Genomic DNA, 21,876 nt, shown 5'->3' with positions numbered 1-21,876 from the left:
CGTCCGCTGCCGGGATCACCGATGATCAAGACGGAAGCTTGAGAGACACGTGGCAGCCACCAACGACGCACTTCACGACGCCGACGACCGGCGGCATTCGATGAGCATGAGGACGGTCAACGGTCGTGGCGCGTCACCGCATCGGTAGCACCTCGAGGCGCGGCTCCTCACCTTGGCCCAGCACCAGACCGCGGCCATGCGGCAGCATCTTCCCGACCGATTCCTGCGACTTCGACCCGGGTTTTACACTTGACCGCACCGCTTGAGTCACCCCAGCTGCTCAGCCATTCCGTCGCTGGCGCGAATGCGCAACGTGAAGGCGACGCCCGACGGCGTGTTTGCGACGGTGATGGCACCGCCGCTCGCCTTCATTATCGACCGACTGACCGCGAGTCCAATCCCCGTACCCGGAGTACTGTTCTTGACATTCGTTCCGCGGTAGAAGCGGTCGAAGATCCGTTCCATGTCGAGTGGCTCGATGGACGGCCCATCATTTCCCACCGAGACCTCGACGAAAGAGTGCGCAACCACGGCGGAAACTTTGATGGTACTGCCCCCAGGTGAATACTTCACGGCATTACCTAGCACATTCCCCAGCGCCTCGACAAACCCGTCTCTATCCATGAGACCTGTAAGGCTTGCGGGCACGTCGACGATCCACTTCCGTGCGACACCGTCTTGCGTTCCTCGGGCGACGTCGACGCCAGACTCGATCAAGTCACTCAAATCCAACCGCTCTATCCGCGCCTCCGTGAGGTCCCGCATGCCGTTCAGCATCGATGAGCTGAGCGCTATCAAGTGTTCGGCGTTGCGCGCGATAACTCGGAGGGGACCGCGCACTTCCGGGGCAGCCTCGCGGTCGACAATCATGTCGACATAGCCGACGATCGAGGTTAACGGCGTGCGCAGCTGATGAGACAGCGTCGCCATCGCATCTTCTCGTTCGCGCGCCGCTCTCACAATCTCCGTCACATCCTGAGCGATGAGTGCTGAACCCATGTCGGAAGCGTCTTCGCGACGCAACTGACGGCCAGATACGAGAATCGCAGACTGATCCCCCGGCGGACCTACCCAGATGAGTTCCGAGTCGATCTCGCGTCCATCGAGGAAGCGATTTAGAGGTTGCGCGTCCTCGGGCAATAACGTGGATTGGTCCTTGCCATATATCTGACTGTCCGTACGCTCCGATGCGCCTCCCGAGTAGCCACCCAGAACGCTGAGGCGCTGATTCTTGAGGAGTGGCTTTCTGTCGACGTCGAGGATGAGTATCCCTGCATTGACTGTGTCAGCAAATGAACGAAGGATGAGCGAAAGCCGTTCGACATCATCCAAAGCGGCACTCCGTTTTGCAATAGCGCTGTCACGTTCAGCGCTAGCGCGAAGATAGCGACGAGCGATTACATAGCCAAGGACGGCGGAGAGCGGTATGACGACCGCAAAGGCCATCGCTGAGGCCAATTCTCCTTCATTCCCTCCGACGAGAACGAGAGGGGCGAACGCAATTGCGTATGACCCCAAGATCGCTACCACGAGACCCAGTCGCCCGCCAACCATTGCCAGCCAAACGGCCGGCACGCTTGCCAGCGCGGCAGAGGCCTGCAGCTCCGGGTAAAGCGCCGCCGATAGATAGCCAACCCCGGTCAGATTCAACGTTGCCATGACTGACTGCCAACGAACATGGATTCGTTCCCACGGCATCGAAACACTAGCGACGGTCGCCAAGAGAATGAGGCCAGCCCCCGCACAAAGCGGCAGTCGGTCGATCACTAAACCGCAACTCAAGGCGACCGCCACAATGAGCGCAGAACAGACGGTGACCGGTAACTGAGTCCTGACCAGAAGACCGAGACGCGGCCATCGGTCGGATGAAATGGCTAGCGTGTGCGGCACCCCAATGTGTCCCCTCTAGCGTGTACGGCCTGCGCGCGCACACGCAGTTGGAGAACTATATAGGAGTCGCCCCCTATGGTGGGGCCCCGCACGCGCGGCCGCTGCTGGCCTAGACGGAACCTCGGTCACGCGCCAGCGGTGAGATGACACCAGAGCCCTCCCCCAGAAGTAGGTCCAGCCCACCGCAACTCGAACGGATCGGTACTTCTGCCGCCACCCCCGGTCGAACTGCTCAAATTAGCTTGCCTAGTACCGCATAAGGCTCTCTCAATCTCACCCCCAGAGCGGTCGCCTGGGCTCCTGCGGCGGCGACTCGATCCTGCGCTCGTCGCTGAGATCGTCAAGAAGGATCAGTCCGACGCGACGACCCCGTCACTCTGCTTACCGAGTACACCCTCTCTAACGGCGGCCTGCTGAAACTGCTCCGAGACGAAGACGCCCAGCTGCGCTGTCAGCCGCTCGCAGACGACCAGGTCCGTCAAGTCACCGCGCTATAGACCAACAGCGCGTACCTCGCAGCCTTCGCCACCTAGTTCGACGTCAGCTGCAACGGCGTCCGCCAAAGTGGGATCCGAGCCGGTATCGAGCAGCATTCGCGTGACGGCAGATCCCGCTAAGAGGCCCGCGACCTTCTGCGCAAGAAACCGGTTAAGCACCAGTTGATGGTGCGACGGATGTCAGGAGCAAACCGGGAAACTTAGCGGTCACCCAGCAGGCCCGATTTGGGAGGTCACCGCTCAACGCACCGCTTCGCCGCAGGCGAACGTCCGAGCTGTGTCCTGGTCGATGGGTGGTGTGATAGCCATCAGATGGTCTCGCCGGCGTCGGCGAGCAGAGTGCTTCCCGTCATGATCAACGAGAGGTCGCTCACGCAGAAGAGGACCACGCGGGCGATGTCGTCCGGTGTTCCGAGTCGCCCGATCAGACTCTGCGTCATCGCTTGAGGCACGGTGGACGGGTCGCCGGCCTCCCCCGCGCGATCGGCCATCGCGGCCGCCGCCGCCGCGATGTTCCCCTCCGTCGGCACGTACGAGGGGGCAACGCCGAGCACGCGGATTCCCCGCGGGGCCAATTCCAGTGCGAGCTGCTTGGTGAGACCCCGGACGGCGTGCTTGGAAGAGACATATGCCGACATCCCCGCCGCCACGCCGCGGAAGCCCGCTGTCGAGACGATGTTCACGACGACCCCTCCGTCGGCCATCGTCCGCACTGCCGCTCGAGCCCCGTTGCGCACCCCTCGGGTGTTCACGGCGAACACCTGGTCCCAGTGTTCGTCGCTCATCTCGCCGAGGGCTGCGCTCGGGAAGACGCCCGCGTTGTTGACCCACACGTCGATGCCTCCGAGGCGTTCGACGACGGCGGCGGCGGAGGAGTCGACGGATGCCGAGGACGCGACGTCCATCGCGACCCCGATGGCGTCGATGCCGAAGTCGGCGGTTAGCTGCGTCGCCGCTGCGCGCGCCCGATCCTCTTGCAGGTCGGCGACGGCGACGGCGGCCCCTGCCTCCGCGAGCCGGCGAGCGATCGCGAAGCCCAGTCCTTGCGCACCGCCGGTCACCACGACGCGACGCCCGGTCAACGACAGGAGAGCCGTGAGAGGAGAGGCCGAGACATCGGCGAACGGGAACGTCACGCTGTCACCGCCTGGGCGAGCGCGTTGCGCTGGGCGACGGATCCCAGCCAGGCGAGGCTCGGCTTGGGGTGACGCGTGAAGTCATCGCGATCGACGGCGATCAGACCGAATGTCGGTTCCCAATGGCCCCATTCGAAGTTGTCGAGCAACGACCAGTGCAGGTACCCGCGCACGTCGATCCCCTCGTCGATCACCTGCGCGAGGCCCCGCAGCGCCTCGTAGGTGTATCGGATCCGCTCCGTGTCGTCGGCCGTCGCGATGCCGTTCTCCGTGACCATGATCGGGGTGTGCTCGCTGACCTTCCAGGCATGCCGCACCGCCATTGCGAGGGCATCCGGGCGGAAGGCGGTGCCGACGAGGGTGTTGTCGGGCGCGGAGGGGTGCGGAACGAGGCCGTTCGCGTCGACCTGCTGCGACGAGTAGGCCTGGACGCCCACGAAGTCGTCTTCACGACTCCCCTCCCAGTAGACGTCCTCCTTGCCGTACCGGATCTCCTCGAGCTTCCGCTCGCCGCCCGGTGCCGCCGTGAGGGCTCCCGCTGCGATCGTCCATCCGACCTTCGCCGACGTGCGCCGACGGACGATATCGCGCGCCGCGTGATGGATGCGCGTGAACGTGCGGCCGATCTCCGGGTCGGCGTACGTCAAGAAGTCGCTGTGCGTCTGCTTCTCTTCCCGGTCGCCCTCGGCCTCCACGGTGGGACTCGTCCACGATCCACCGCCGCTCTGCAAGCGCCGCATCGCGGTCATGATGGCGGCCTGCATGTTGGGCTCGTTGATGGTCACGACCCATTCGACGCCATCGAGGATGTCGCACGCCCGTTCGACGAAGGCGCTGAAGAGGTCGAGGGCTTCCGGGGCGTCCCAGCCGCCGGCCTGCGCGAACCAGTTGGGTGTCGTGAAGTGCTGCAGGGTGACGACCGGCGTCACACCGTTCTCGAAGCAGAACTCGATGACCCGCCGGTAGTGGGCCAGCTCGGCTCGCGAGAACGAACCGCGCACGGGTTCGATCCGGGCCCATTCGAGGCTGAAGCGGTAGGAGTCGAGGCCGGAGCCGGCGAGAAGGCTGATGTCCTCGCGGTACCGGTGGTAGCTGTCCACCGCGTCTCCGGAGAGCTCCATTCCGGGCATCATCTGCTCGCGGGCCCACCAGTCGCTATTGACGTTGTTGCCTTCGATCTGGTGGCCTGCGGTCGCGGCTCCCCACAAGAAGCCGTCGGGGAATTCAGTCATGTCGTCTCTTTCGTCGGGGAGGTCAGCGCGCGCTGAGCTGGAGTTCGGAAGCGGGCACCGTGCTGGCGAAGTCATGCCGACCCGCCTGGCACACGTGGGTGCGGCCGTCGGGCAAGATCACCCGGGCGATCGTTGCGGGCGGGACTTGGACGTGCAGGTGAAAGTCGGACTCGTCGCGCCGCCACTCCACCTCAATGGGACCGCGCGGACCCAGATGGCTGCCCCGCGCCCACGTGACGGTCGGACCGGGCACCGGCTGGACGACCAGGCGTTCCCACGCAGTGCTGTCGTCGTCCTGACGCAGACCGAGGGTGTGCGTGTGCAGAAACCGCACCACCGCGCCCTTGCTGTAATGGTTGAGAGAGTCGTGGGCGTCGCCGTTCTCGTCAATCCCCTCCCAGTCCTCCCAGATCGTCGTGGCGCCCTTGTCGACCATGTACAGCCAGGATGGGGCGGTGCGCTGTGCGAGAAGGGCGTAGGCGACGTCGGCACGGCCCGCATCCGCAAGCACGGGAAGCAGATCGCCCGTCGAGAGGAATCCCGTCCCGAGATGGGTGCCGGCTTCTTCGATGAGCTCCACGAGTCGCTCGACCGCGGTATCTCGCATCTCCTCGGGGATGAGACCGAACGCCAGCGCTCGCACGTACGCGGCCTGGGTGTCTGCCACCGTCGTCGAGTCGGGACGCAGGTACGCGCGGCGCCAGGCGTCGCGCACGCTGTCCGCGATCGACGCGTATCTCATCGCCTCGTCGTGACGACCGAGAATGTCGGCGATGCGCGCAAGGGTGGCCGTCGAGCGGAAGAGGTAGGCCGTCCCTACCTCGCCCTTGTCTGCCATGAACCAGGCCCGGGGGTCGTGGCCGAGCGGGTCGATGAGCCGCCCCTCGGCGTCGCGCTGCTTCGGCTCTGTCCATTCCCCCCAGTGGAATGAACCGTCCCACAGGAACTGATCGAAGGGTCTGTCCTCACCCTGGGCGCGCGAGTGGTGGCGAGCGGACCGGGCGGTCTCGAGCGCCCACTCGACCCAGCGGGTCATCGCCTCGAAGTTGTCCGCGAGGAGCTTGGTGTCGCCGTACGCCGCGTACATCTCCCACGGGACGGAGACGATGGCATCGCCCCATCCCGCAGAACCCGTCATCATCGCGAACTGGTCATCGAGATGGCGCTTGATCTGACGCCCGTCCGGAGAGAAGTTGGCGATGCGTCCGTCGTCGAGCTGGTCGTCTCGCACCGATCGGAGCCACTTGGCGGTGAAGCCGCGCACGTCGTACAGGCGCGTGGCCGTCGGCGCGAAGACACCGTAATCGCCGGTCCACGCGAGTCGCTCCCGGGTGGGGCAGTCCGTCGGGACGTCGACGGCGTTACCCAGGAAGCTCCAGCGGGCGATCTCGTGGAGTCGGTTGAGATCGGGGTCGCTGCAGGCGAAGTCGCCGACCCGCACGAGGTCGGTGTGCACCACCTGCATGGTGGCGGTGGTCGGGTCGAAGGCGCCGCCTGCTCGCGTGACTCTGGCGTATTGGAACCCGTGGACGGTGTGCCGTGGCTCGAAGACCTCATCGCCCCCGCCCGCGATGACCTCGTCTCGCTGAAGGAAGGGGATCGGCGCTTCCCCGGGCCGAGCGGAGTCGAGGTGCGACGTCGAAAGGTCGCCCCCCGCGTCGAGGTGCTCCCCATACTCGATGACCGTGCGGGTGCCCGGGCGCCCGAGATCGCTCATCCTGAGCCACCCCGACGCGTTCTGGCCGAAGTCGAGCACCCACGTGTCATCCGCGATACGTCGCGAAACGACCACCTCGCGCTGCGCGACGACCCGCACCGGCGGGGCGGGCGACCACTCGATGGGCGGCGCCTCGACCCGTCCCACAGCCACCGGTCGGGAGGCTGACGGCTGCTGCGTCAGATCTTCCGACTGCCCCGCCATGAGGTCCGCTCGCGTGATACGCGACCGGCCCCAAGACCACGTCTCATCGGTCACGACCACCGTCGATGCACCGTCGGAACCCTCCACGTGCACTTCAGCGCGCACGCCGGTGACGGTCCCCCACTGCGCGGGAAGTCGGAACGCCCCAACCTGCCCGCGGAACCAGCCGTCCGAGAGCTCGACCTCGATGCGGTTCGACCCCGGTCGCAACAGAGCGGAGATGTCGTGCGCCTGCGCGTAGAGCGTGCGGTCGTACGACGTCGACCCGGGCGCGAGCTCGTCCGAACCCACCCGTCGACCGTTCACGGTGACGGTGTAGACCCCGAGTGCCGAGGCGTAGAGGCGCGCACGCGTGACCGTCCGATCCAGCTCGAAGGCCCGGGAGAGCAGGAATGCGGGACGCGTGCCGTACTCCTCGACGGCGTCCGCCTCGGGAGAGATCCAGGATGCCGTCCAGTCGGCATCCAAGAGCCCGACCTCGAACGACGATCGCTTAGACCACTGCGAAGCCCCCACCGACCGGACCCGCCACACGACCCGCGCGCAACTGTGAAGGGACGCGAAGGGCCAGGGCACGAAACGCTGTTCCGTGACCTCGGCGTACAAAGGGTCGCCGTCGTCCACACGCGCTTCCACCTCGTATCGCGCGCCGGCGGGGCCGTCGTGCATCCATGACAGGCGCGGTTCGCCGTCGGTGACGACGATGTCATCGCCGCCGGCATCGACGGACAGCGCGTGGGGAACGTACTCGACGGTCATCGGACGGACTTCACTTTGAGCAGGATGAGCAGACCACCGATCAGGGCGAAGGCTGCTCCGACGAGGTAGAGCAGCGTGTAGTTCTTCTCCGCACCCACCGCGCCGATGGTGATGACGACGCCCGCGATCAGCGGCGCCACGGCGCTGGGGATCTTCTGGGCGAACTGCGTCACCGCCATGTACCGCCCGGCCTGATCGCGTTCGGGGAGGATGGCGTAGATGATCGCCTGGTCCACCGTGGCGAAGACGGCGATTGCTAGCTGCATGAGCACAGCCCCGATGATGATCTGCGGGAGCGACCATGCCGTCGCCTCGGCCACCGCGCCGCCCACGAAGAGCAGCGCCGCGAGCATCACGAACAGTCGGCGTCGCTGCAGCTTGTCGGAGAGGAATCCGCCGACGATCGCACCGGCTGCAGCCGCGACGACGCCGATCATGCCGACGGTGGCGACGATGCCCGCCACCTCCCTCACCGGCAGATCGAGACGCTGCGAGTAAAAGAACGTCCCGAACGTCGTGTTGAAGTACAAGCCGACGAAGAAGACGAAGCGGCCGACCCAGTTCCATCCGAAGTCGGGATACTTGCGCGCGTTGAAGCCGTAGCTAGAGACCACCGACTTCAGCGTCATCTCGCCCGAGCGGGCGAGGGAAACCGAGCTGCCCTCCGGCTTGATGAGGGGGAAGAGGGCGAGCAGCACGGCACCGATGACACCGGGCACGAGGAAGATCAGCAGCGTGCTCGACGACACCGCGTAGGCGATGCCGATACCGAGCACCGGGGCCACCTGCGTCATCAGACCCGTGAGAGCGGCGACCTTCCCGCGTTGCTTCTCGGGGAGCTTGTCGGCCTGCAGCGTCTGCAATGCGGCGCCGGCGATCGACCACCCGCTCATTCCGAGCACCCATCCGGCACCGACGATCAGCAGGTTGGGGGCGAGCCCGATGACCACGGCCCCGACAACACCGATGGCGAGTCCGAGATAGATGAAGGGCGAACGTCGCCCGAAGCGCGACCGCGTGCGGTCGCTCCAGATGCCGACCAGGGGGCTGATGACGAGGTAGGCGGCTTGCGCCGTCCCCGTGATGTATCCGAGCACCTCTTCATGCCCGGGGGCCAGTTCGGTGATCCGTACAGCGATGCCGTAGGACAGCGGCACCATCATTGCGATGGATGCTCCGAAGCTCGCCAACATGAGCCAGAAGATGTACGACCGGCTCATCGGCGTCGTTGGCTCCCCCGGTGCCGTCGCGAGGGGCAGACCGTCTCCCTCGAGCGCTGTCTCGTTGCCGGGGAGCGGTTCGGCTGCCGCCAAGCCATCGGCCAGGGCGCGAGCCTTCGGATCGTTGTTCGGCACTATGACTCCTTCATCAAGGTGACGCCCCTCGCGGCTTCGCAAGGGCGAGCAGCGGATGAACCACCGCAAAAGTGACCACCGTGGTAACTCTTCGCAGAATGTAACCGACCTGGTTACACTTAGCAAGTGCACCGAACGAGCCCGAGGAGCGACCATGAGCGCAACGCAGGAACGGCCGGCGACAGCGCCCACTCGCGCCAAGCGGGGACCCTACGCGACGACGCCCGCACGGAGGATCGCCATCGTCGAGGCGGCCTCCGCAAGCTTCGCCGAGCACGGATATGAACGCTCCTCACTTCGCGACATCGCGGCCCGCGCCAACGTGACGCACGCAGCACTCCTGCGCCACTTCGCGAGCAAGGATGAACTTCTCCTGGCCGCGCTCGCGCGGCGCGACGAGCAGGACGAGGAACTTGCTCGACGGATCATGGAGTCGAAAGTCTCAGCCGAGCGCGTACTGACCTCGGTGCTGCGCGAGGAGTTCGAACATCCGGAGATGCAGCGCAACTGGCTGGCCATCACCGTGGCAGCGACCAATCCGGACCACCCGGCCCACGCATTCTTCCTGGCTCGACGCGACAAGATGCGCGCTAACTTCGCCTCAGGCCGACTCGAAACCGCTCTCGATCACGACGAGCTATCCGCGGACGATAAGGTCACCATGGTTCTGGCGATGATCGACGGCCTCCGCATCCAAGCGCTTCTCGACCCCGACCGGACCATCCTGCCCTTGCTCGAACGCTTCATGCGCTTGATCGCGACGACTCAGCCCGCTGAAGCTCTATTCGAAGGATTTGTGCCCGGGTAACCATATTGCGCACCTCCGCACGCATTGTGATAGAGGTTCGGCCGAAGTGGGTTGCACGTATACCGAGTTCAATAAGATCTCCCCGCACGGCAGAACTCACGAAATCAATCTCAGACATGAATTTAGTGACTGCACGCGGGTTCCCTATCTGCAGTATCGCGTAGATCGCTGCTTCTTCATCGATCCAACGAAGAAGGCTCCCTCCAAACAGTGTGCCGTGAGCGTTGAGGTCCTCGGGACGTACCCAACGGCGCGACCGGAAGGTGACGACTTCCTCAGCGGCCGCCACGTCAACCTCTGCGAACAGGTCGGCGTTAAAAAGCGCCTTGTCCCGTTCCCAGCGTGCTTCCTCCTCAGCGCGCGCGGCGGCACGGGCCCGGTCGCCTTCGTCAAGCCTCTGCTGGGTCTCTTGCTCCGTCCATTGCCGGAAGTCCGGCTCAGCGCGCGTCCACTCTTGCAAGACTGCCATCGCCGCATCGAGTTCGGCGGCGCGGTCGCCTCGGAGCCGTGGGTTCCATCGCGCCGCCTCGTTTGTTTCCAAGAAGAAGCTCCGCGCTGCGGCGAGCTTGGCGAAGGTGGACTGCGCACCTGGTCGGCGCTTCCAGAGCAGGCCGTCGTGTTCGAACACCTCGTCCGAGGTCGCTGGCTTCATGAGAACACCGTGCGGCCCGTGGCCGCGGGCGTCAATGAAATGGTGAGTGAATCACTCGGCGAGACGCGCGCGCGGCGGAGACCTTCATGCAGCCGCAGCCACGCTCGCGCAACCGGGTTGTGTGCAGATCGGCGCCGGCTGGTTCGTCGGGCGGTGCGCTTTCCAAATCTCATCAATGTCGAGATCATCGCGCGCGGCGAGCATCGCGTTGTAGGCGTTGTCAGAGTAGCCGAGGTAGCGGACCTTGCCCATGTGGAATGTGTTGGACATATCGGGGTCCGTATCAGCGCCGACGTGGCGTCGCAGGGCTGTCGCCTTCGGCTCAGTCACTCCTAGCTTCTTGGCCAGGTCCGACTTGGAGAGGTGATACTTCTTTTGAAGATCGACGACGCGAACGGCTGAGGCATCAGCTCCATCGCTCACGTAGGTCACAGGCATCCCGCCGCTCTTGACGAAGCGGACTTCCAACTCGACGCCTTCTCCACTGACATTCGCGCTCACTCCGCCGAGCTTGGGGAACACCTGCTCCCGCGACTTACCCTCATTCATTCCTTTGACGACTCGGGTTACGTCCTTATCAGAGACGACTGTGTCCGGGTCAGAGTGCGCCTCCATCGCGAGCAATGTGCGGATTCTCGCTCGTGCCTGAGCTCCCATGCGTCGACCTGGCTTAAGGAGCTCGCGAACGCGCTCGAACTCTTCGTCGACGAGCAACTGAAAGTCTTTCGGCGGTTCGGCCCCGATCGGCAGAACACGCCGAGGGATGTGATTGCCGAGCCGCTCTCCAAACACGCGGTCGAGCAGATCGTCGAACAGAGTCACGCCCGCTCGGACATGCATGTAGAGGATGCCCTCATCCACCGTGGTGTACCAGTGTTGCTCCTCGTCGCGCATGCCATCGAGCGTGCGGATAAGCCCCGCTTCGTCATTCGTGAGCTTGATCTTGGGGTCGTTCTGCGCCAGATTCAATGCCCGATCGAGCCCGATCGACTTGCCGCTCTTCTTGTCGAACACGGTGACGCCCTGCTGATTGAGCGCGGCCTTCATGAGCATCTCGAAGGCATGCTGCATCCGCAGGAGGACGTTCGTGACGCGACCGTCCTCGTCGAGCCCGTTGAACGCGATAACGCTTGCGCGCACGGACGCGAGGGCCTTGCCTTTGAGGATGCGGGCGCTCTGGCGAAGCTTCATGTGATCTGGTCCCGTCTCACGATGCCGCCTGCAACAGCGGGCCAATTCCATTTCTCACGGCCGCCGGCATACTCCGCAACGTGAAGTCGGTGACCGAGAACATCAGCGCATCCAACGGTACGGATCGGAGCGCCTCGCTTGCGGCGGCTGCATCCTCCTGCGTCTTGATGTCCTGCAGCATGGCAACGAGAACGTCCCGGACGTGCCATCGATTATGGTTCGCGCCAAGGCGCGCAAGGGCCGCGACAACTTGCCCGAGCACTCTGGAGTCCCGGGTCGCGATGATCAATCGACGCATGAAATCGGCGAGCGTATCGCAGTACTCGAAGCTGAAGCTGTTCTCACCTGCGTAGGTAGCGAAGCGCTCGATGACACGTCCGAACGCCCGGCGGTCCTGCTTCCAGAGCAGCTTGATCGAGTTGACGTTCATCCAGGGAAGCACGCGGACGAGCGCCTTCATGTCGTCCTCGTCTCGCTCATTCAGCGAGAGCGCCCAATCGAGTACCTGCTCGAGGTCCTCCGCGGTCGGTCGCCGTAGGACCCGGTCGCGAAGCCGCTCGGCCTGTTCGGAACGAGATTCCCACGCCTCGTGATTTGCCTTGGTGCCGAGGGCGCGGTCCAGCGCTTCCATAAACTCGCGCACGGACTGATGACGGGCAGAAGGATCGTTGCTTATCGCCTTCTCAATAACGGGGCGCAGCACACCCCCGGGCGGGATCTCCGCGTTCACGGGGAGTTCCCCCGTTGTGAGTTCCTGCAGGATCTTGCCGAGGCTGTAGATGTCCGAGACAGCGTTCGCGTCCCGAGCGCTATTCCACTGCTCGGGCGCGGTATACACCCATGATCCAAGACCCTGCCGCGCAGTCGACGTGAGCGGATCGGTATCACGCTCGGCCTGAACGGCGAGTCCGAAGTCCGATATCGCCCAGCTGTCGGAGTCGCCATCACGAGACTCGAGACGGAGCACATTACCGGGCTTAAGGTCGCGGTGCCAGATGCCCTGCTCGTGGATGTACTCCAGACCCGCGCAGATCTGGCGCATCACTTCGACGATCTGGGGCGGGTTCCCGTCGATCTGCGCGACATAGTCGCTCAGACTCCCCTGAGCCAGGGGCATCGCGTACCAAATCTGCCCGTCGTCAGCGACGCCCTGCGCGAGGACAGGTACGACGTTGGCGTGAGAGAGCTGCTCCATCATGCGGAGCTCCCGTCGGAAGCGTTTGATCGCCTCCTCGTGAACACCGGCGATGTCGTGGAGCATCTTCACGGCGACCGGGTCAGTCGTCTTCTTGTCCGTCGCTCGGTACACATTGGCGAAGCCGCCCCGCCCAATCTCGGGAAGCTCGAGCAGGAAGCGGGCTCCAAGAGTCCGACGCGCCTCGGCGGCGCTGGGTCGTCCGGCCTTCACGGTACGCAGACCTGAGCTCCGCCACGCATGGATAACGTCAAGATCCCAGATCGGGCCCTGCGCAATCTCTCCTATCGGATCAGGGAAGTCGGGCCGCTGCCGGAGGACTGTGACCCTCGCTGCAGACACACCGAGTTCCTTCGCGACCTCGCTCGACCCGCCCAGACGCATCAAGCCTCCGATAATGGTTTCCGACACTTAACCTTATCACTATTGGTTACGGTGAGTACACCTTTACTCGACCGTCGGTTGCTTCGTCGTTCGCGGGCCGAACGCCGCAGCCTCAAAGGCGGCTAGCGCGCCGAACGCACCGGACGGGAGGTCCCGAAGATGGCGACGCACGGAGGCGAAGGCACCGATGAGGGCGCTCCAGGACTCGCGGTCTGCGGGAATCGGCATCAGGATCTTTCGCACACCCTCGATGTAGAGGCGGCGGCGCACCGCTCCACGGCTCTCTCGCTCGATCTCAGCTCGACCCTGCTCGCTCTTGAGGTACATGAGTAGGTACTCGGCGTCGAAGGGCGCGTCCTCTGAGAGATGGAACACGGTGTAGTCCGGGCTGACCCATCCGGCCTCGTCCTCGCGACGGCAGAGTGCGATAGATCCGACGTTGACGCGCATCGGGTTGAACACGAAGTCGCCGGGGCGGATCTCACGGTAGCGCGCGGTGTCCTTCGCGGGAGATCCCTTGAACGGCGCGAGGCCACCCTCGTTACTCACACCAACGAAGCGATCGGGCGTTCGCTTTCCCGCGCGCTCGCCCGCCTCCACAATCCAGGGCCCAATCTCCGTAGGTGTCCCAAGAGGGTAGGCAGAGAGGTTGCTGTGGGCGTTGGCGAGCGCTTCCGTCAACTCGACCAAAGTGTGAAGTCGCGCATGAAGGGATTCGAGTCGGTCGCCGGCGGCAGAAGCGTCACTGATACTGCCCGCTCCCGGCCAAGGGATATCCAGGTCATAGCCGCGCTCGACGATGGTGTCGTAGTCCACCTCCCACGAGAACTCGTCTGCGTCGCCCTCGATCAACCAGGCCTCCACGCCGGCGAGAGTCTCAGCGGTGAGCGGGTTGGTCTTGCTGTACGACCGCTTTCCTGCCGGGGACGGCACCTGGTAGTAGCGAACTGTGGACGTACGGCCTGCCTTGCTGAAGAAGATCAAGTTCGTGCGAGTGTCGGCCGCGGTTGGGAAAACGCCGGTCGGGAGTCGCACGATTGCAGACACGTTGAATTCATTGACAAGGCGGCGGCGAACGGTGGAGAAGGCCGTCTCGGTGCGGTACAGGATCCCGTCCGGCAGCACGATCGCCGCACGGCCGCCGTCGCGAAGCTTCGCCATGCAGTGCTGGAGGAACAGGAGCTCGGTGGCAGCGGATTTACTAGGGAAGTTTTGCTGGACCTGCGGGTTCTCCGTTCCGCCGAACGGTGGGTTGGTGAGGATTACGTTGAACTGCTCGCTCGGGCTGAAGTTCCGGGCGTCTTGTTCGAGCGTGTTTCGACGGACGATCTGCGGGTCGTCGACGCCGTGGAGGATGAGGTTCATCGTGCCGACGAGCGCGGCGATCTCGCCGGACTCTTGGCCGTAGAAGGTGTGGGCGTTGAACTGCTCTTGCTGCTCGGACGTCTTGCTTTGCGGAGCCATGTGTGTTGCCGAGCCGACGAGGAATCCGGCTGAACCCGAGCACGGGTCGTAGACCCGCTCCCCCAGCTGTGGATTGATGATCCGCACCATCGAATCAACCACCGGGCGCGGTGTGTAGAACTCACCAGACCAGCCTGCATCCGCGGTCTGCCCGAGCAGCGTCTCGTAGATGACACTCATCGCGTGATGATTGTCGAGGGAGTGGAAGTCGATCGAATCGACGATCGCGACGACTTCCTTGAGCGAGTAACCGGACTTCATGACCGTTCGAATCTCGGCGAAGATCGCGGCGACCCGCTCTGCACGGGGGCTACCCGCCAGACCGCGGAGGTACGGCAGCAGGCGGCTCGACACGAATTCGATGAGGGCATCGCCAGTGAGGTCGCGCTCGCGAGCCCAGTTACCCCATCGGTATCGCTCCTCTAGCAGCGGGCGGTAGGTCTTTCCGTCAATCTTTGCGATCGTCTCGCGCTCTTCCTCGAGCGAGTCGAAGACCTTTAGGAACAGGAGCCACGTGAGTTGCTCGAGGTAGCGGAGCGCGTTTTTGGTGTTGTCGTCTGCCCGCATCTTGTCGGAGGCGGATTTGATCTTGAACTGGAGTTCGGAGAGCGTCATGATTCGGTTTCTGTATCGAAGAGGGTAGTTTGAACGGTCTGAAGGAAGGCGGACACAGCCTCGACTCCACCGAGCAGGCGAGCTACGCCCAGTACGCCGCCCCACTCACCGGTGAACGGAGTCAGGCTAAAGAGCTCGCTACTGGAAACCTCCGCCACGCCACCGAGACGGAATTTGTCGAGTACGGCCGTCACGAAGTCAGACGGCACGTGCGGCAGCGCCGAGATGATGCGCGGATGGGCCGCGGTCGCGCGAGCCTCAAGGCTCAGCGGTATGATGTCGAACGCGACATTGGCGAGCAGGTCGAAAGCGTCGACGTCGACACGCCCCAGAACGAGCCCGAGGAGCTCCGGAGTGATCTGGCGGACAGCCAGGTACTCCTCTAGGTCGGCGCGCTGATTGCGCTCCTGCCAGATGTGCCGCAATTTCGCGACGTCGGGAACTCGTTCGGCAATCACTCCGCGAGCGCGCGCGAGGTACTCCCCCGACTGCAGCACGTTCCCGTTGCCGAGATCGACCTCGACCTCATCCGCGATCGACACGTCCACCCCGGAGATCCGAACGCGTCGGTCTCCTTGTGAAGGTCGACGGAGAACGACCACCATCCGATCGGCCTCATCGTCCGTCGTATCGACGCGCAGCTGTCGGCGGGTGAACCCCGCAGCGGTCACGAAGACATCGACAACGGCGGCTGGCAGATCCGAGATCTCGAACGCGCCATCATCGTTCGAGCGGTCCTCGGCCAACAGGCGCCCCATCAGACGGATCGAGATTGTTGCGCCCGGAACGAGGTCACCAGACTCCTCGTCTTGTACAACGCCGGCGATTGAGCGGACACCTGTGGTCGGCCCCGCGAGTACCGGAAGGGTCGGTAGATCCCAATCGTCGAACAGCCGGGTCGCATTCGTGTAGTCGATAACCCGGAAGAAAGTCTTGTTGGTGAACTCGTCCAAGCGACTGCCACGCCCGATGATCTGCTTGAAAACCGTGACGGAGCCGATCGGCTTCATGAAGACGATGTTGCGGACTGAGGGTGCGTTGACACCCGTCGAGAGAAGATCGACAGTAGTGACCACCACGGGTTCCGTGCTGCTCGCGAGTTGGAACTGCTCCAGCAATGGCAGTGCGTCGCGTTCCTCGCTCACAATGCGCGCCGCGTAGAGGTTCTTGCCCGTCTCCGATCCGAGGAGTCGCTGCATCTCGCTACGAACCAGCTCGGCATGCTCCATCGTGACGCAGAAGATCATCGTCTTATCGAGGGCGCCGTGCGTTCGGAGCACTCCTGCGAGGTGCTCGCACAACACCCGCGTGCGGTCGGGAACGACGATCGCGCGCTCGAACTCCCGCATGTCGTAGGTATCGCGCGGCGTCGTACCTTGAGGAACGATCAGTTCGGCGCCCCGCTCGACCTCATCGTCAATGACGAGCCCCTCGTCCACCGTGGTGCTGACGCGAAGGACCTTGTAGGTAGCGAGGAATCCGTCGTCGATTCCGCGACCAAGCGAGTATTCGTAGACCGGCTTAGGTTGGCCGTCGACGTCGAGGTTCTCGGCTGCGAAGTAGGCGAAGGTGTCGATCGAGTCGTCCTGTTTCGGCGTAGCAGTCATGCCAAGGTGGAACGCGCTGTCAAAGTGGTCGAGAACTGCACCCCAGTCGCCATATCCGCTGCGGTGGCACTCATCGATGATCACGACGTCGAAGAAGTCGCGAGGATACTGCTCGAAAACCTTTGTGCCGTCGGGGCCGTCCGCATAGAGCGACTGGTAGATCGCGAAGTGCACGTCGCGCTGCAACGGCACCTGACCGTTGATGACCACGCCGCGACGGTCGCCAAGGCCGCCGAACTCGTTGTATGCCTGGTCGCGCAAGCTGACGCGGTCCGCGATGAAAAGAACACGCTTCGCGTATCCGCTGGTGAGGAGCTTGTGGACCAGGTTGAAGGCGATAAAGGTCTTCCCGGTCCCGGTAGCAAGGGACAGCAGCGCACGGTGGCGACCGAGCAGCATCTGCTCGATCGCGGACGACACGGCGCGTTCCTGGTAGTAACGCATCGACGGCGCCCCTGGGATAGCGAAGGCTGGCTGGAGGAGCGGGTTCGGAACCGTCTCGCCAGACCTCGACATCATGAACTCACCCCGCGTGGGGCGCTCCGCCCGCCAACGAGCAAGCAACTCCGCTGGCGTGGGGAACGAATCAAGACGGCGGACAGCGGCCGACCGAGTGTCCTGCTCCACGATGCCGTGGCCGTTGCTCGAAAGAGCGAAGGGGGCGTCTACATCATGCGCGTACGACAGGGCTTGCTGGAGACCAGCACCCGGAGCGTGCTCCTCGTCCTTCGCTTCAAGTGCTGCGAGGATCGCACCTCTGGGTTCAGCACGGAGTACGTAGTCGACGAACTGAGCCTCGTCGCGCACCGTCTGCTCACCGAGCAGGCGCAGCCGTCCCGGCCGGTACTGGTATTCACGCTCGACGAGCGCGTCGGTCCATCCGGCGGCCGCGAGCTGGGGATCGATCAGCTGGGTGCGCGTCTCGCGCTCACTGAGGGTCACACCGTCAACAGTGGCACAAACCAGACCCGATACCTAATACCAGACCATGCTGGTCTGTATGTAGGTGTCAGCAGGCCCTCGTGCATTGATCTCAGCCCAACTATGCGCGGGGCCAGCGACATTGATGTGAGCGACGCCCGCGCGTCCGTTGCTCGGCTGCTGCGACCAGATCACCGCACCAACAACCGAACCAGGCCGAGCAGGCGGGATGGGCGACATCATTGGAGCAACGCGCGCAGCTACGCGAGCGCTCGCCTCTGCTGAAGGCCGTCAATTAACTCGTTTGACCCGGTCCGTCGGTTACCGAGCTGGTTGGTCTTCCCAGGGGACCTCGAAGCTCAAGGTTGCTGCGGTTGCTCCAGACCGGAGCTGAAAAGCGAGCTGGGTCGCCACCTCGGACCACTGCGCCTTGGCCCACTCGAATTCCTCCTGCGTACCAACGTTGTCATCGTCGAAGAAGTACGTCACTTCGAAACGTCCTTGATCGAATTCGATAACGAGCTCGCCGCTGGCGGGCCGGACATCGCTGACGGGGCCGCTGATGGGGACGGCAGGAAGCCGGTCTTTCGAGAACTGTTGGAAGGTGGGATCGAAAATCACCGATAGCGCGCTGCTGGTCAGGATCATGTGACCCGCGCGCTCGAAGCTATTGACCGACACGTCAGGCGGGGCACCTAAGACGGTCGCGCCAAGTCTGCGCTCTGCTTCCGCCCCGGCGGCGATTCCCGTCATCGCAACACGGTGCTCCTGGGTGTCGATCGCGAGAATGGATACGACGCGGGCCTGCACGGGGATTCCGAGTCGTTCGGCCGTTGCAACGAACAGCGCAGCGGCCTCGACGCATTCGCAACGGGTTCCCCCCAGCTTGGCAATCATCCCGGTCAGGGTGGACAGAAGCCGCCCCTGACGCTCCCGATTCTTGGCCTCGTTGGCAGCGCGCGCACTCTTCCCCATGAACAGGACCGTAGCTGGCACGAAGACTGCGTACAGGCCGTGGGCGATGAAATGAAAATGGGCGACGACCACCACCCGAGGCCCACGATGGGTTGCTCGGATCGGTGGCCGCCGCCAAACGACGAGGTTCAGGCAGTCGGGTTCGAGGTCGGTTGACCAATCACCTCATCCCACGGGACGGGCACGATGCGCACGTCGATCGCTGGTTTCCAGCGTTCGAGCGTCAGCATCGCCCAGACGAGTGCCTCCCAGTAGCCCTGGTAGGTCATCTGATTCCGGAACCAGATTGGTCCGTCTGTCGTCTGGCACCTCCACGCGCCACAGCCCGGGGCGAAAGAATAGCTCCGCGACCGAGCCAGGCACGTCGGTGCTCTCGCCGTGCCGGTCGGGCAGACCGACGACAAGCGCGTTACCGACGAGCATCGTCTGCTGGCGCGCCGCTGCCTGGTGATACCACCAGAGGAACGTCGCGCGCGGATTGAACGGAAGCTGCCGCAGCAATCCCTCCTCGTTGACGTAGATCGTGATGCCGACGTCAAATAGATCGATTGCCTCGATCCAGCCGTCGACGGCTAATTGGTAGTCCGGAAGGGACGCGAGCGTCCGTTCCTCGATCGGATCTTCGCCTGATGGGATGAGTAGTCCTCTCACCACTTCAATCCTCCTTGTCGTGAGCGGCCGAGAACTCGGTTGGTTCTCCTGATGGAAGCCGCAGGCGGACAACGAGGTCTACTTGGGCGGTCGCCCGGAGAGAGTGCGCTGTGGCACTGCAATCTCCGGGACGACCGCCCCTCTCCGTCCCCCAGCTACGGGGAGGGAGCCTTTCGAACCGAGATGCCGGGGCAACCTACGTCTGCGGGCCTCGACCGCGTGCCGGAGCTTTCGCGCCGGTCGCGGCGCCGGCCGCGAAGATGGCTTCGATCGCGCTCTGCCTGATCTGGGCTTCGCGTTCGATCTCGGCATGCACCGTCTCGGCTCGCCGGAGCACCTTCGGGTCGGACTTGCTGGTCTCGACCCAGGCCTCCAGCGCCAGAAAGATCTCTTCGGTGACGCCGCGGTCGTTCAGCTGGGCAATCACTTCCAGCTGCGCCCGCGGGCCGTCCGTGATCCTGATGGACAGCGGACGGACAGGTCCGAGGGCCGTCGCCGGCACCTCAGGTGGTTCGTTCTCACTCATGGGTGAGCCCTCCTCATCGGAAGCGGCGGATGATCCCCGGCTGGGATCCTCGACACCGCGGCCCGACGAGGAGTGGACGGCTGATTATGAACGCGACATCGCGAAAGTCAATCCTGCGTTGACGATTGCACAACGCACCTCTCAGGGCGAGGCGCCATGTCGTCCGTCACCGATACCGTCTGAGGCATGTACAGGACGCGCGGCACGTTCAGCCAGGATCTCAAGGACGCCAACACGACGCTCGGGGCATACCTGCGCTCAACGTTCCCGAACCTGAAGCCCATCCAGGCCGACTACAAGGCACGCGCTGACGTCCTCGCCGTCGATAGCGCCGGTGCCAGCCCGACGATGATCGGCACAGCGGTCGACCTGATTCCGCGGCTCATCGCGGAACCAGAAGAGCTGCCCGACTCGGCCGCGCAGCTCTTTCCCTTCAACGGGGGCTATCACGAGGAGTTGGCCGCCCTGGTGGCGCTCGCGAACGACCCGGACCGAGAGACACAGGCCAGGGCAGCATGGGGGCTCGCGCTGTGCGTTTCGGCGTTCCGCGCAGGCGCCGCTGTCGCTCCGCGAATTCCCGAGTTGGTGCGGGCACGCGAGTTCTCTGCGTCGCTGATGATGACAGAGGCGCCGCCCGAGGCTGTCGGAGAGCTGACGGCGCTCCGCGGGCTGATCGAGGAGCGCCTGATGTCCCGGCTGGAACCTCCGACCGTGTTCGGCCCGCTGTTCGATCTGTCGAGGCCCGGCGATGGGCAGCGTATCGCGGCGGAAGCGGACCTGATCTCCGACGGCACGCTCGTCGACGTCAAATCCAACTTGGCGCCGAAGACGAAGGCCGGCGACCGTCCCGACGTGCTCAAGCCCGAGCACGTCCACCAGCTGCTCGGTTATGCCCTCCTGGACTACTCGGACGCGTACGAGATTCGGCGCCTCGCCATCTACTCCGCCAGGTACGGCACGCTGACGGACTGGCCGCTGGACCGCGTCGCCGAGACCGCCGCGGGGCGTCCGGTCGACTTGGCGGCCGAACGCCAGCGCGTGTGGGACCTGATGCAGGAAGACATCGAGTTCGTCTGAGCCGCGGAGGCCAGCGCCGATACGTTTGGGGACATGAGAAGCACTGGGGCAGTCATCGGCCCGGACACGCCCGAGTGGAGCGACCTCCTCTCGAAGCCCCGCCGCCTCGCGATGGACGTACAGCGGAACGACGTTCCGGAGCAGCCTGGGGTGTACGCGTGGTTCCGGGACGGGGAGTGCGTCTACCTCGGCAAGGCGTCGGATCTCCGGTCGCGTCTCGTCACACACCTCGGAACGTCCCTGGACCTGAGTCGGAGCACGCTGCGGTCCTGGGTCGAGGTCCGCGAGCTGGGCCTCGCCCGCGAGTACACGCGCCGCCGCCCGACCGTGATGACTGGCGAACAGGTGGCTATCGTCAACGGATGGCTCCGCGGCTGCGAGCTCGCCTGGATGACCTCGGACACGCGAGAGGACGCGGCTGCGCTGGAGGCAAGACTCCTCGCCGCGCACCGCTCGCCGATCAACGTCGCTTAGCCCGCAAGCTGAGCGAACCCGTTCGCCAGGCCGACCACCGCCACCGCGGCGTACGCAGCCGCGCCGAAAAAGTAGCCGGTAGCCTTCAGACGCTTGCCTTTGTCCGCGTCCTTTGCGACCTCGCCGCACCCGCGGAGAATCAGCCCCGTGGCTCCCACGGCGACGACCAGGCCGATGCCGATGGCTATCGAGACGCCCGGAGGGAGACTCATGGCTAGGGCGTAAAGGACGATGAAGATCCCGAACAGGGTCCCACCAAAGAGGATGGTTCCCGCGATCAAGGCGAAAGCAATCCGGTTGCCGGTCCATTTGAACGGCGGCGTGTCTTGGTCCTCGACCGGCTCACCAAAGGCCGGCTCTCCTCGAGGCATCCTGGCTCTGGCCTCCGCCACGATCGCCCTGTTTCGCTCTCCCCGTACAACCATGAGGTCATCGTGGCAGGTGCGACGCGATGCGGAGGCGACGTTACGCGGCCCAGGCGTCGCCCTGCGCTCGGCCGCACCCGCACACCGCGCCGACGCCGCCCCGCTCACCTCAAAGAGTCCG

16 protein-coding genes and 1 pseudogene are annotated in these 21,876 nt (G+C 64.4%); 3 read left to right on the top strand and 14 right to left on the bottom strand.

Going from position 1 to position 21,876, the window contains the following annotated elements; all coding sequences use genetic code 11:
* Positions 1-267: 267 nt before the first annotated feature.
* The 5 genes from AB0N80_RS07305 to AB0N80_RS07285 form a co-directional block, all read right to left on the bottom strand.
* Positions 268-1,767, bottom strand: a complete 1,500-nt coding sequence (locus AB0N80_RS07305; protein ID WP_363578336.1) for an ATP-binding protein — start codon at positions 1,765-1,767, stop codon at positions 268-270.
* A gap of 928 nt (positions 1,768-2,695) precedes the next feature.
* A complete protein-coding gene (locus AB0N80_RS07300; protein ID WP_307213469.1) occupies positions 2,696-3,523 on the bottom strand; it encodes an SDR family oxidoreductase in 828 nt (275 codons plus the stop codon).
* Entirely contained in the window at positions 3,520-4,755 is a 1,236-nt protein-coding gene (locus tag AB0N80_RS07295) for a family 1 glycosylhydrolase (protein WP_307213470.1), read from the bottom strand. The genes AB0N80_RS07300 and AB0N80_RS07295 overlap by 4 nt, the downstream gene beginning before the upstream one ends.
* 22 nt (positions 4,756-4,777) lie before the next feature.
* A complete protein-coding gene (locus AB0N80_RS07290) occupies positions 4,778-7,435 on the bottom strand; it encodes a family 78 glycoside hydrolase catalytic domain (protein WP_363578335.1) in 2,658 nt (885 codons plus the stop codon).
* The gene (locus tag AB0N80_RS07285) at positions 7,432-8,790 is read right to left on the bottom strand and encodes an MFS transporter (RefSeq protein ID WP_363578334.1); all 1,359 of its coding nucleotides are present in this window, start codon (positions 8,788-8,790) and stop codon (positions 7,432-7,434) included. Before AB0N80_RS07285 ends, AB0N80_RS07290 begins: the two co-directional genes overlap by 4 nt.
* A gap of 154 nt (positions 8,791-8,944) precedes the next feature.
* Between AB0N80_RS07285 and AB0N80_RS07280 the strand changes: the two genes are divergently transcribed.
* Positions 8,945-9,598: a helix-turn-helix domain-containing protein gene (locus AB0N80_RS07280; RefSeq protein ID WP_363578333.1), complete on the top strand. Its 654-nt coding sequence runs from the start codon at positions 8,945-8,947 to the stop codon at positions 9,596-9,598.
* On the opposite strand, the pseudogene AB0N80_RS07275 reads toward AB0N80_RS07280, so the two are convergent.
* The 8 genes and pseudogenes from AB0N80_RS07275 to AB0N80_RS07240 all read right to left on the bottom strand — a co-directional run.
* Positions 9,570-9,887: pseudogene (locus AB0N80_RS07275) on the bottom strand (hotdog domain-containing protein); the annotation flags it as partial. The gene AB0N80_RS07280 and the pseudogene AB0N80_RS07275 sit on opposite strands and share 29 nt — an antisense overlap.
* Positions 9,888-10,334: 447 nt before the next feature.
* The gene (locus AB0N80_RS07270) at positions 10,335-11,441 is read right to left on the bottom strand and encodes a DUF3644 domain-containing protein (protein WP_363578332.1); all 1,107 of its coding nucleotides are present in this window, start codon (positions 11,439-11,441) and stop codon (positions 10,335-10,337) included.
* 16 nt (positions 11,442-11,457) lie between these two features.
* Positions 11,458-13,047, bottom strand: coding sequence for a serine/threonine-protein kinase (locus AB0N80_RS07265; RefSeq protein WP_363578331.1), 1,590 nt, complete (start codon positions 13,045-13,047; stop codon positions 11,458-11,460).
* Positions 13,048-13,083: 36 nt separating this feature from the next.
* The gene (locus tag AB0N80_RS07260; RefSeq protein WP_363578330.1) at positions 13,084-15,099 is read right to left on the bottom strand and encodes an N-6 DNA methylase; all 2,016 of its coding nucleotides are present in this window, start codon (positions 15,097-15,099) and stop codon (positions 13,084-13,086) included.
* Positions 15,096-17,648 carry a DEAD/DEAH box helicase family protein gene (locus tag AB0N80_RS07255; RefSeq protein WP_363578329.1) on the bottom strand — a complete coding sequence of 851 codons (2,553 nt, stop codon included), beginning with the start codon at positions 17,646-17,648 and terminating at the stop codon, positions 15,096-15,098. Before AB0N80_RS07255 ends, AB0N80_RS07260 begins: the two co-directional genes overlap by 4 nt.
* 300 nt (positions 17,649-17,948) lie before the next feature.
* On the bottom strand, positions 17,949-18,677 hold the full coding sequence (locus tag AB0N80_RS07250) for a hypothetical protein (protein WP_363578328.1): 729 nt from the start codon (positions 18,675-18,677) through the stop codon (positions 17,949-17,951).
* Positions 18,678-18,767: 90 nt separating this feature from the next.
* Entirely contained in the window at positions 18,768-19,253 is a 486-nt protein-coding gene (locus tag AB0N80_RS07245) for a DUF3846 domain-containing protein (RefSeq protein ID WP_363578327.1), read from the bottom strand.
* Positions 19,254-19,449: 196 nt separating this feature from the next.
* Positions 19,450-19,779: a hypothetical protein gene (locus AB0N80_RS07240; RefSeq protein ID WP_363578326.1), complete on the bottom strand. Its 330-nt coding sequence runs from the start codon at positions 19,777-19,779 to the stop codon at positions 19,450-19,452.
* A 186-nt stretch (positions 19,780-19,965) separates the two neighbouring features.
* On the opposite strand from AB0N80_RS07240, the gene AB0N80_RS07235 reads away from it, so the two are divergent.
* The gene (locus tag AB0N80_RS07235; protein ID WP_363578325.1) at positions 19,966-20,856 is read left to right on the top strand and encodes a hypothetical protein; all 891 of its coding nucleotides are present in this window, start codon (positions 19,966-19,968) and stop codon (positions 20,854-20,856) included.
* A gap of 33 nt (positions 20,857-20,889) precedes the next feature.
* Entirely contained in the window at positions 20,890-21,330 is a 441-nt protein-coding gene (locus tag AB0N80_RS07230; protein WP_363578324.1) for a GIY-YIG nuclease family protein, read from the top strand.
* On the opposite strand, the gene AB0N80_RS07225 is transcribed toward AB0N80_RS07230, so the two are convergent.
* Entirely contained in the window at positions 21,327-21,755 is a 429-nt protein-coding gene (locus tag AB0N80_RS07225) for a hypothetical protein (protein WP_363578323.1), read from the bottom strand. The two genes, AB0N80_RS07230 and AB0N80_RS07225, sit on opposite strands and share 4 nt — an antisense overlap.
* Positions 21,756-21,876 lie beyond the last annotated feature (121 nt).

This window comes from Microbacterium sp. NPDC089188, from assembly GCF_040685155.1.
In the GTDB taxonomy this organism is placed as follows: Bacteria; Actinomycetota; Actinomycetes; order Actinomycetales; family Microbacteriaceae; genus Microbacterium; species Microbacterium galbum.
The sequence above is the reverse complement of the archived record's forward strand: the minus strand, read 5'-3'. Positions and strand labels throughout refer to the sequence as shown.

Bases quoted from the DNA above. Each gene is read 5' to 3' on its own strand.
- AB0N80_RS07270 (WP_363578332.1), bottom strand. From the start codon at position 11,441: ATGAAGCTTCGCCAGAGCGCCCGCATCCTCAAAGGCAAGGCCCTCGCG.
- AB0N80_RS07235 (WP_363578325.1), top strand. From the start codon at position 19,966: ATGTACAGGACGCGCGGCACGTTCAGCCAGGATCTCAAGGACGCCAAC.
- AB0N80_RS07260 (WP_363578330.1), bottom strand. From the start codon at position 15,099: ATGACGCTCTCCGAACTCCAGTTCAAGATCAAATCCGCCTCCGACAAG.
- AB0N80_RS07240 (WP_363578326.1), bottom strand. From the start codon at position 19,779: ATGAGTGAGAACGAACCACCTGAGGTGCCGGCGACGGCCCTCGGACCT.
- AB0N80_RS07230 (WP_363578324.1), top strand. From the start codon at position 20,890: ATGAGAAGCACTGGGGCAGTCATCGGCCCGGACACGCCCGAGTGGAGC.
- AB0N80_RS07225 (WP_363578323.1), bottom strand. From the start codon at position 21,755: ATGGTTGTACGGGGAGAGCGAAACAGGGCGATCGTGGCGGAGGCCAGA.
- AB0N80_RS07295 (WP_307213470.1), bottom strand. From the start codon at position 4,755: ATGACTGAATTCCCCGACGGCTTCTTGTGGGGAGCCGCGACCGCAGGC.
- AB0N80_RS07280 (WP_363578333.1), top strand. From the start codon at position 8,945: ATGAGCGCAACGCAGGAACGGCCGGCGACAGCGCCCACTCGCGCCAAG.
- AB0N80_RS07290 (WP_363578335.1), bottom strand. From the start codon at position 7,435: ATGACCGTCGAGTACGTTCCCCACGCGCTGTCCGTCGATGCCGGCGGC.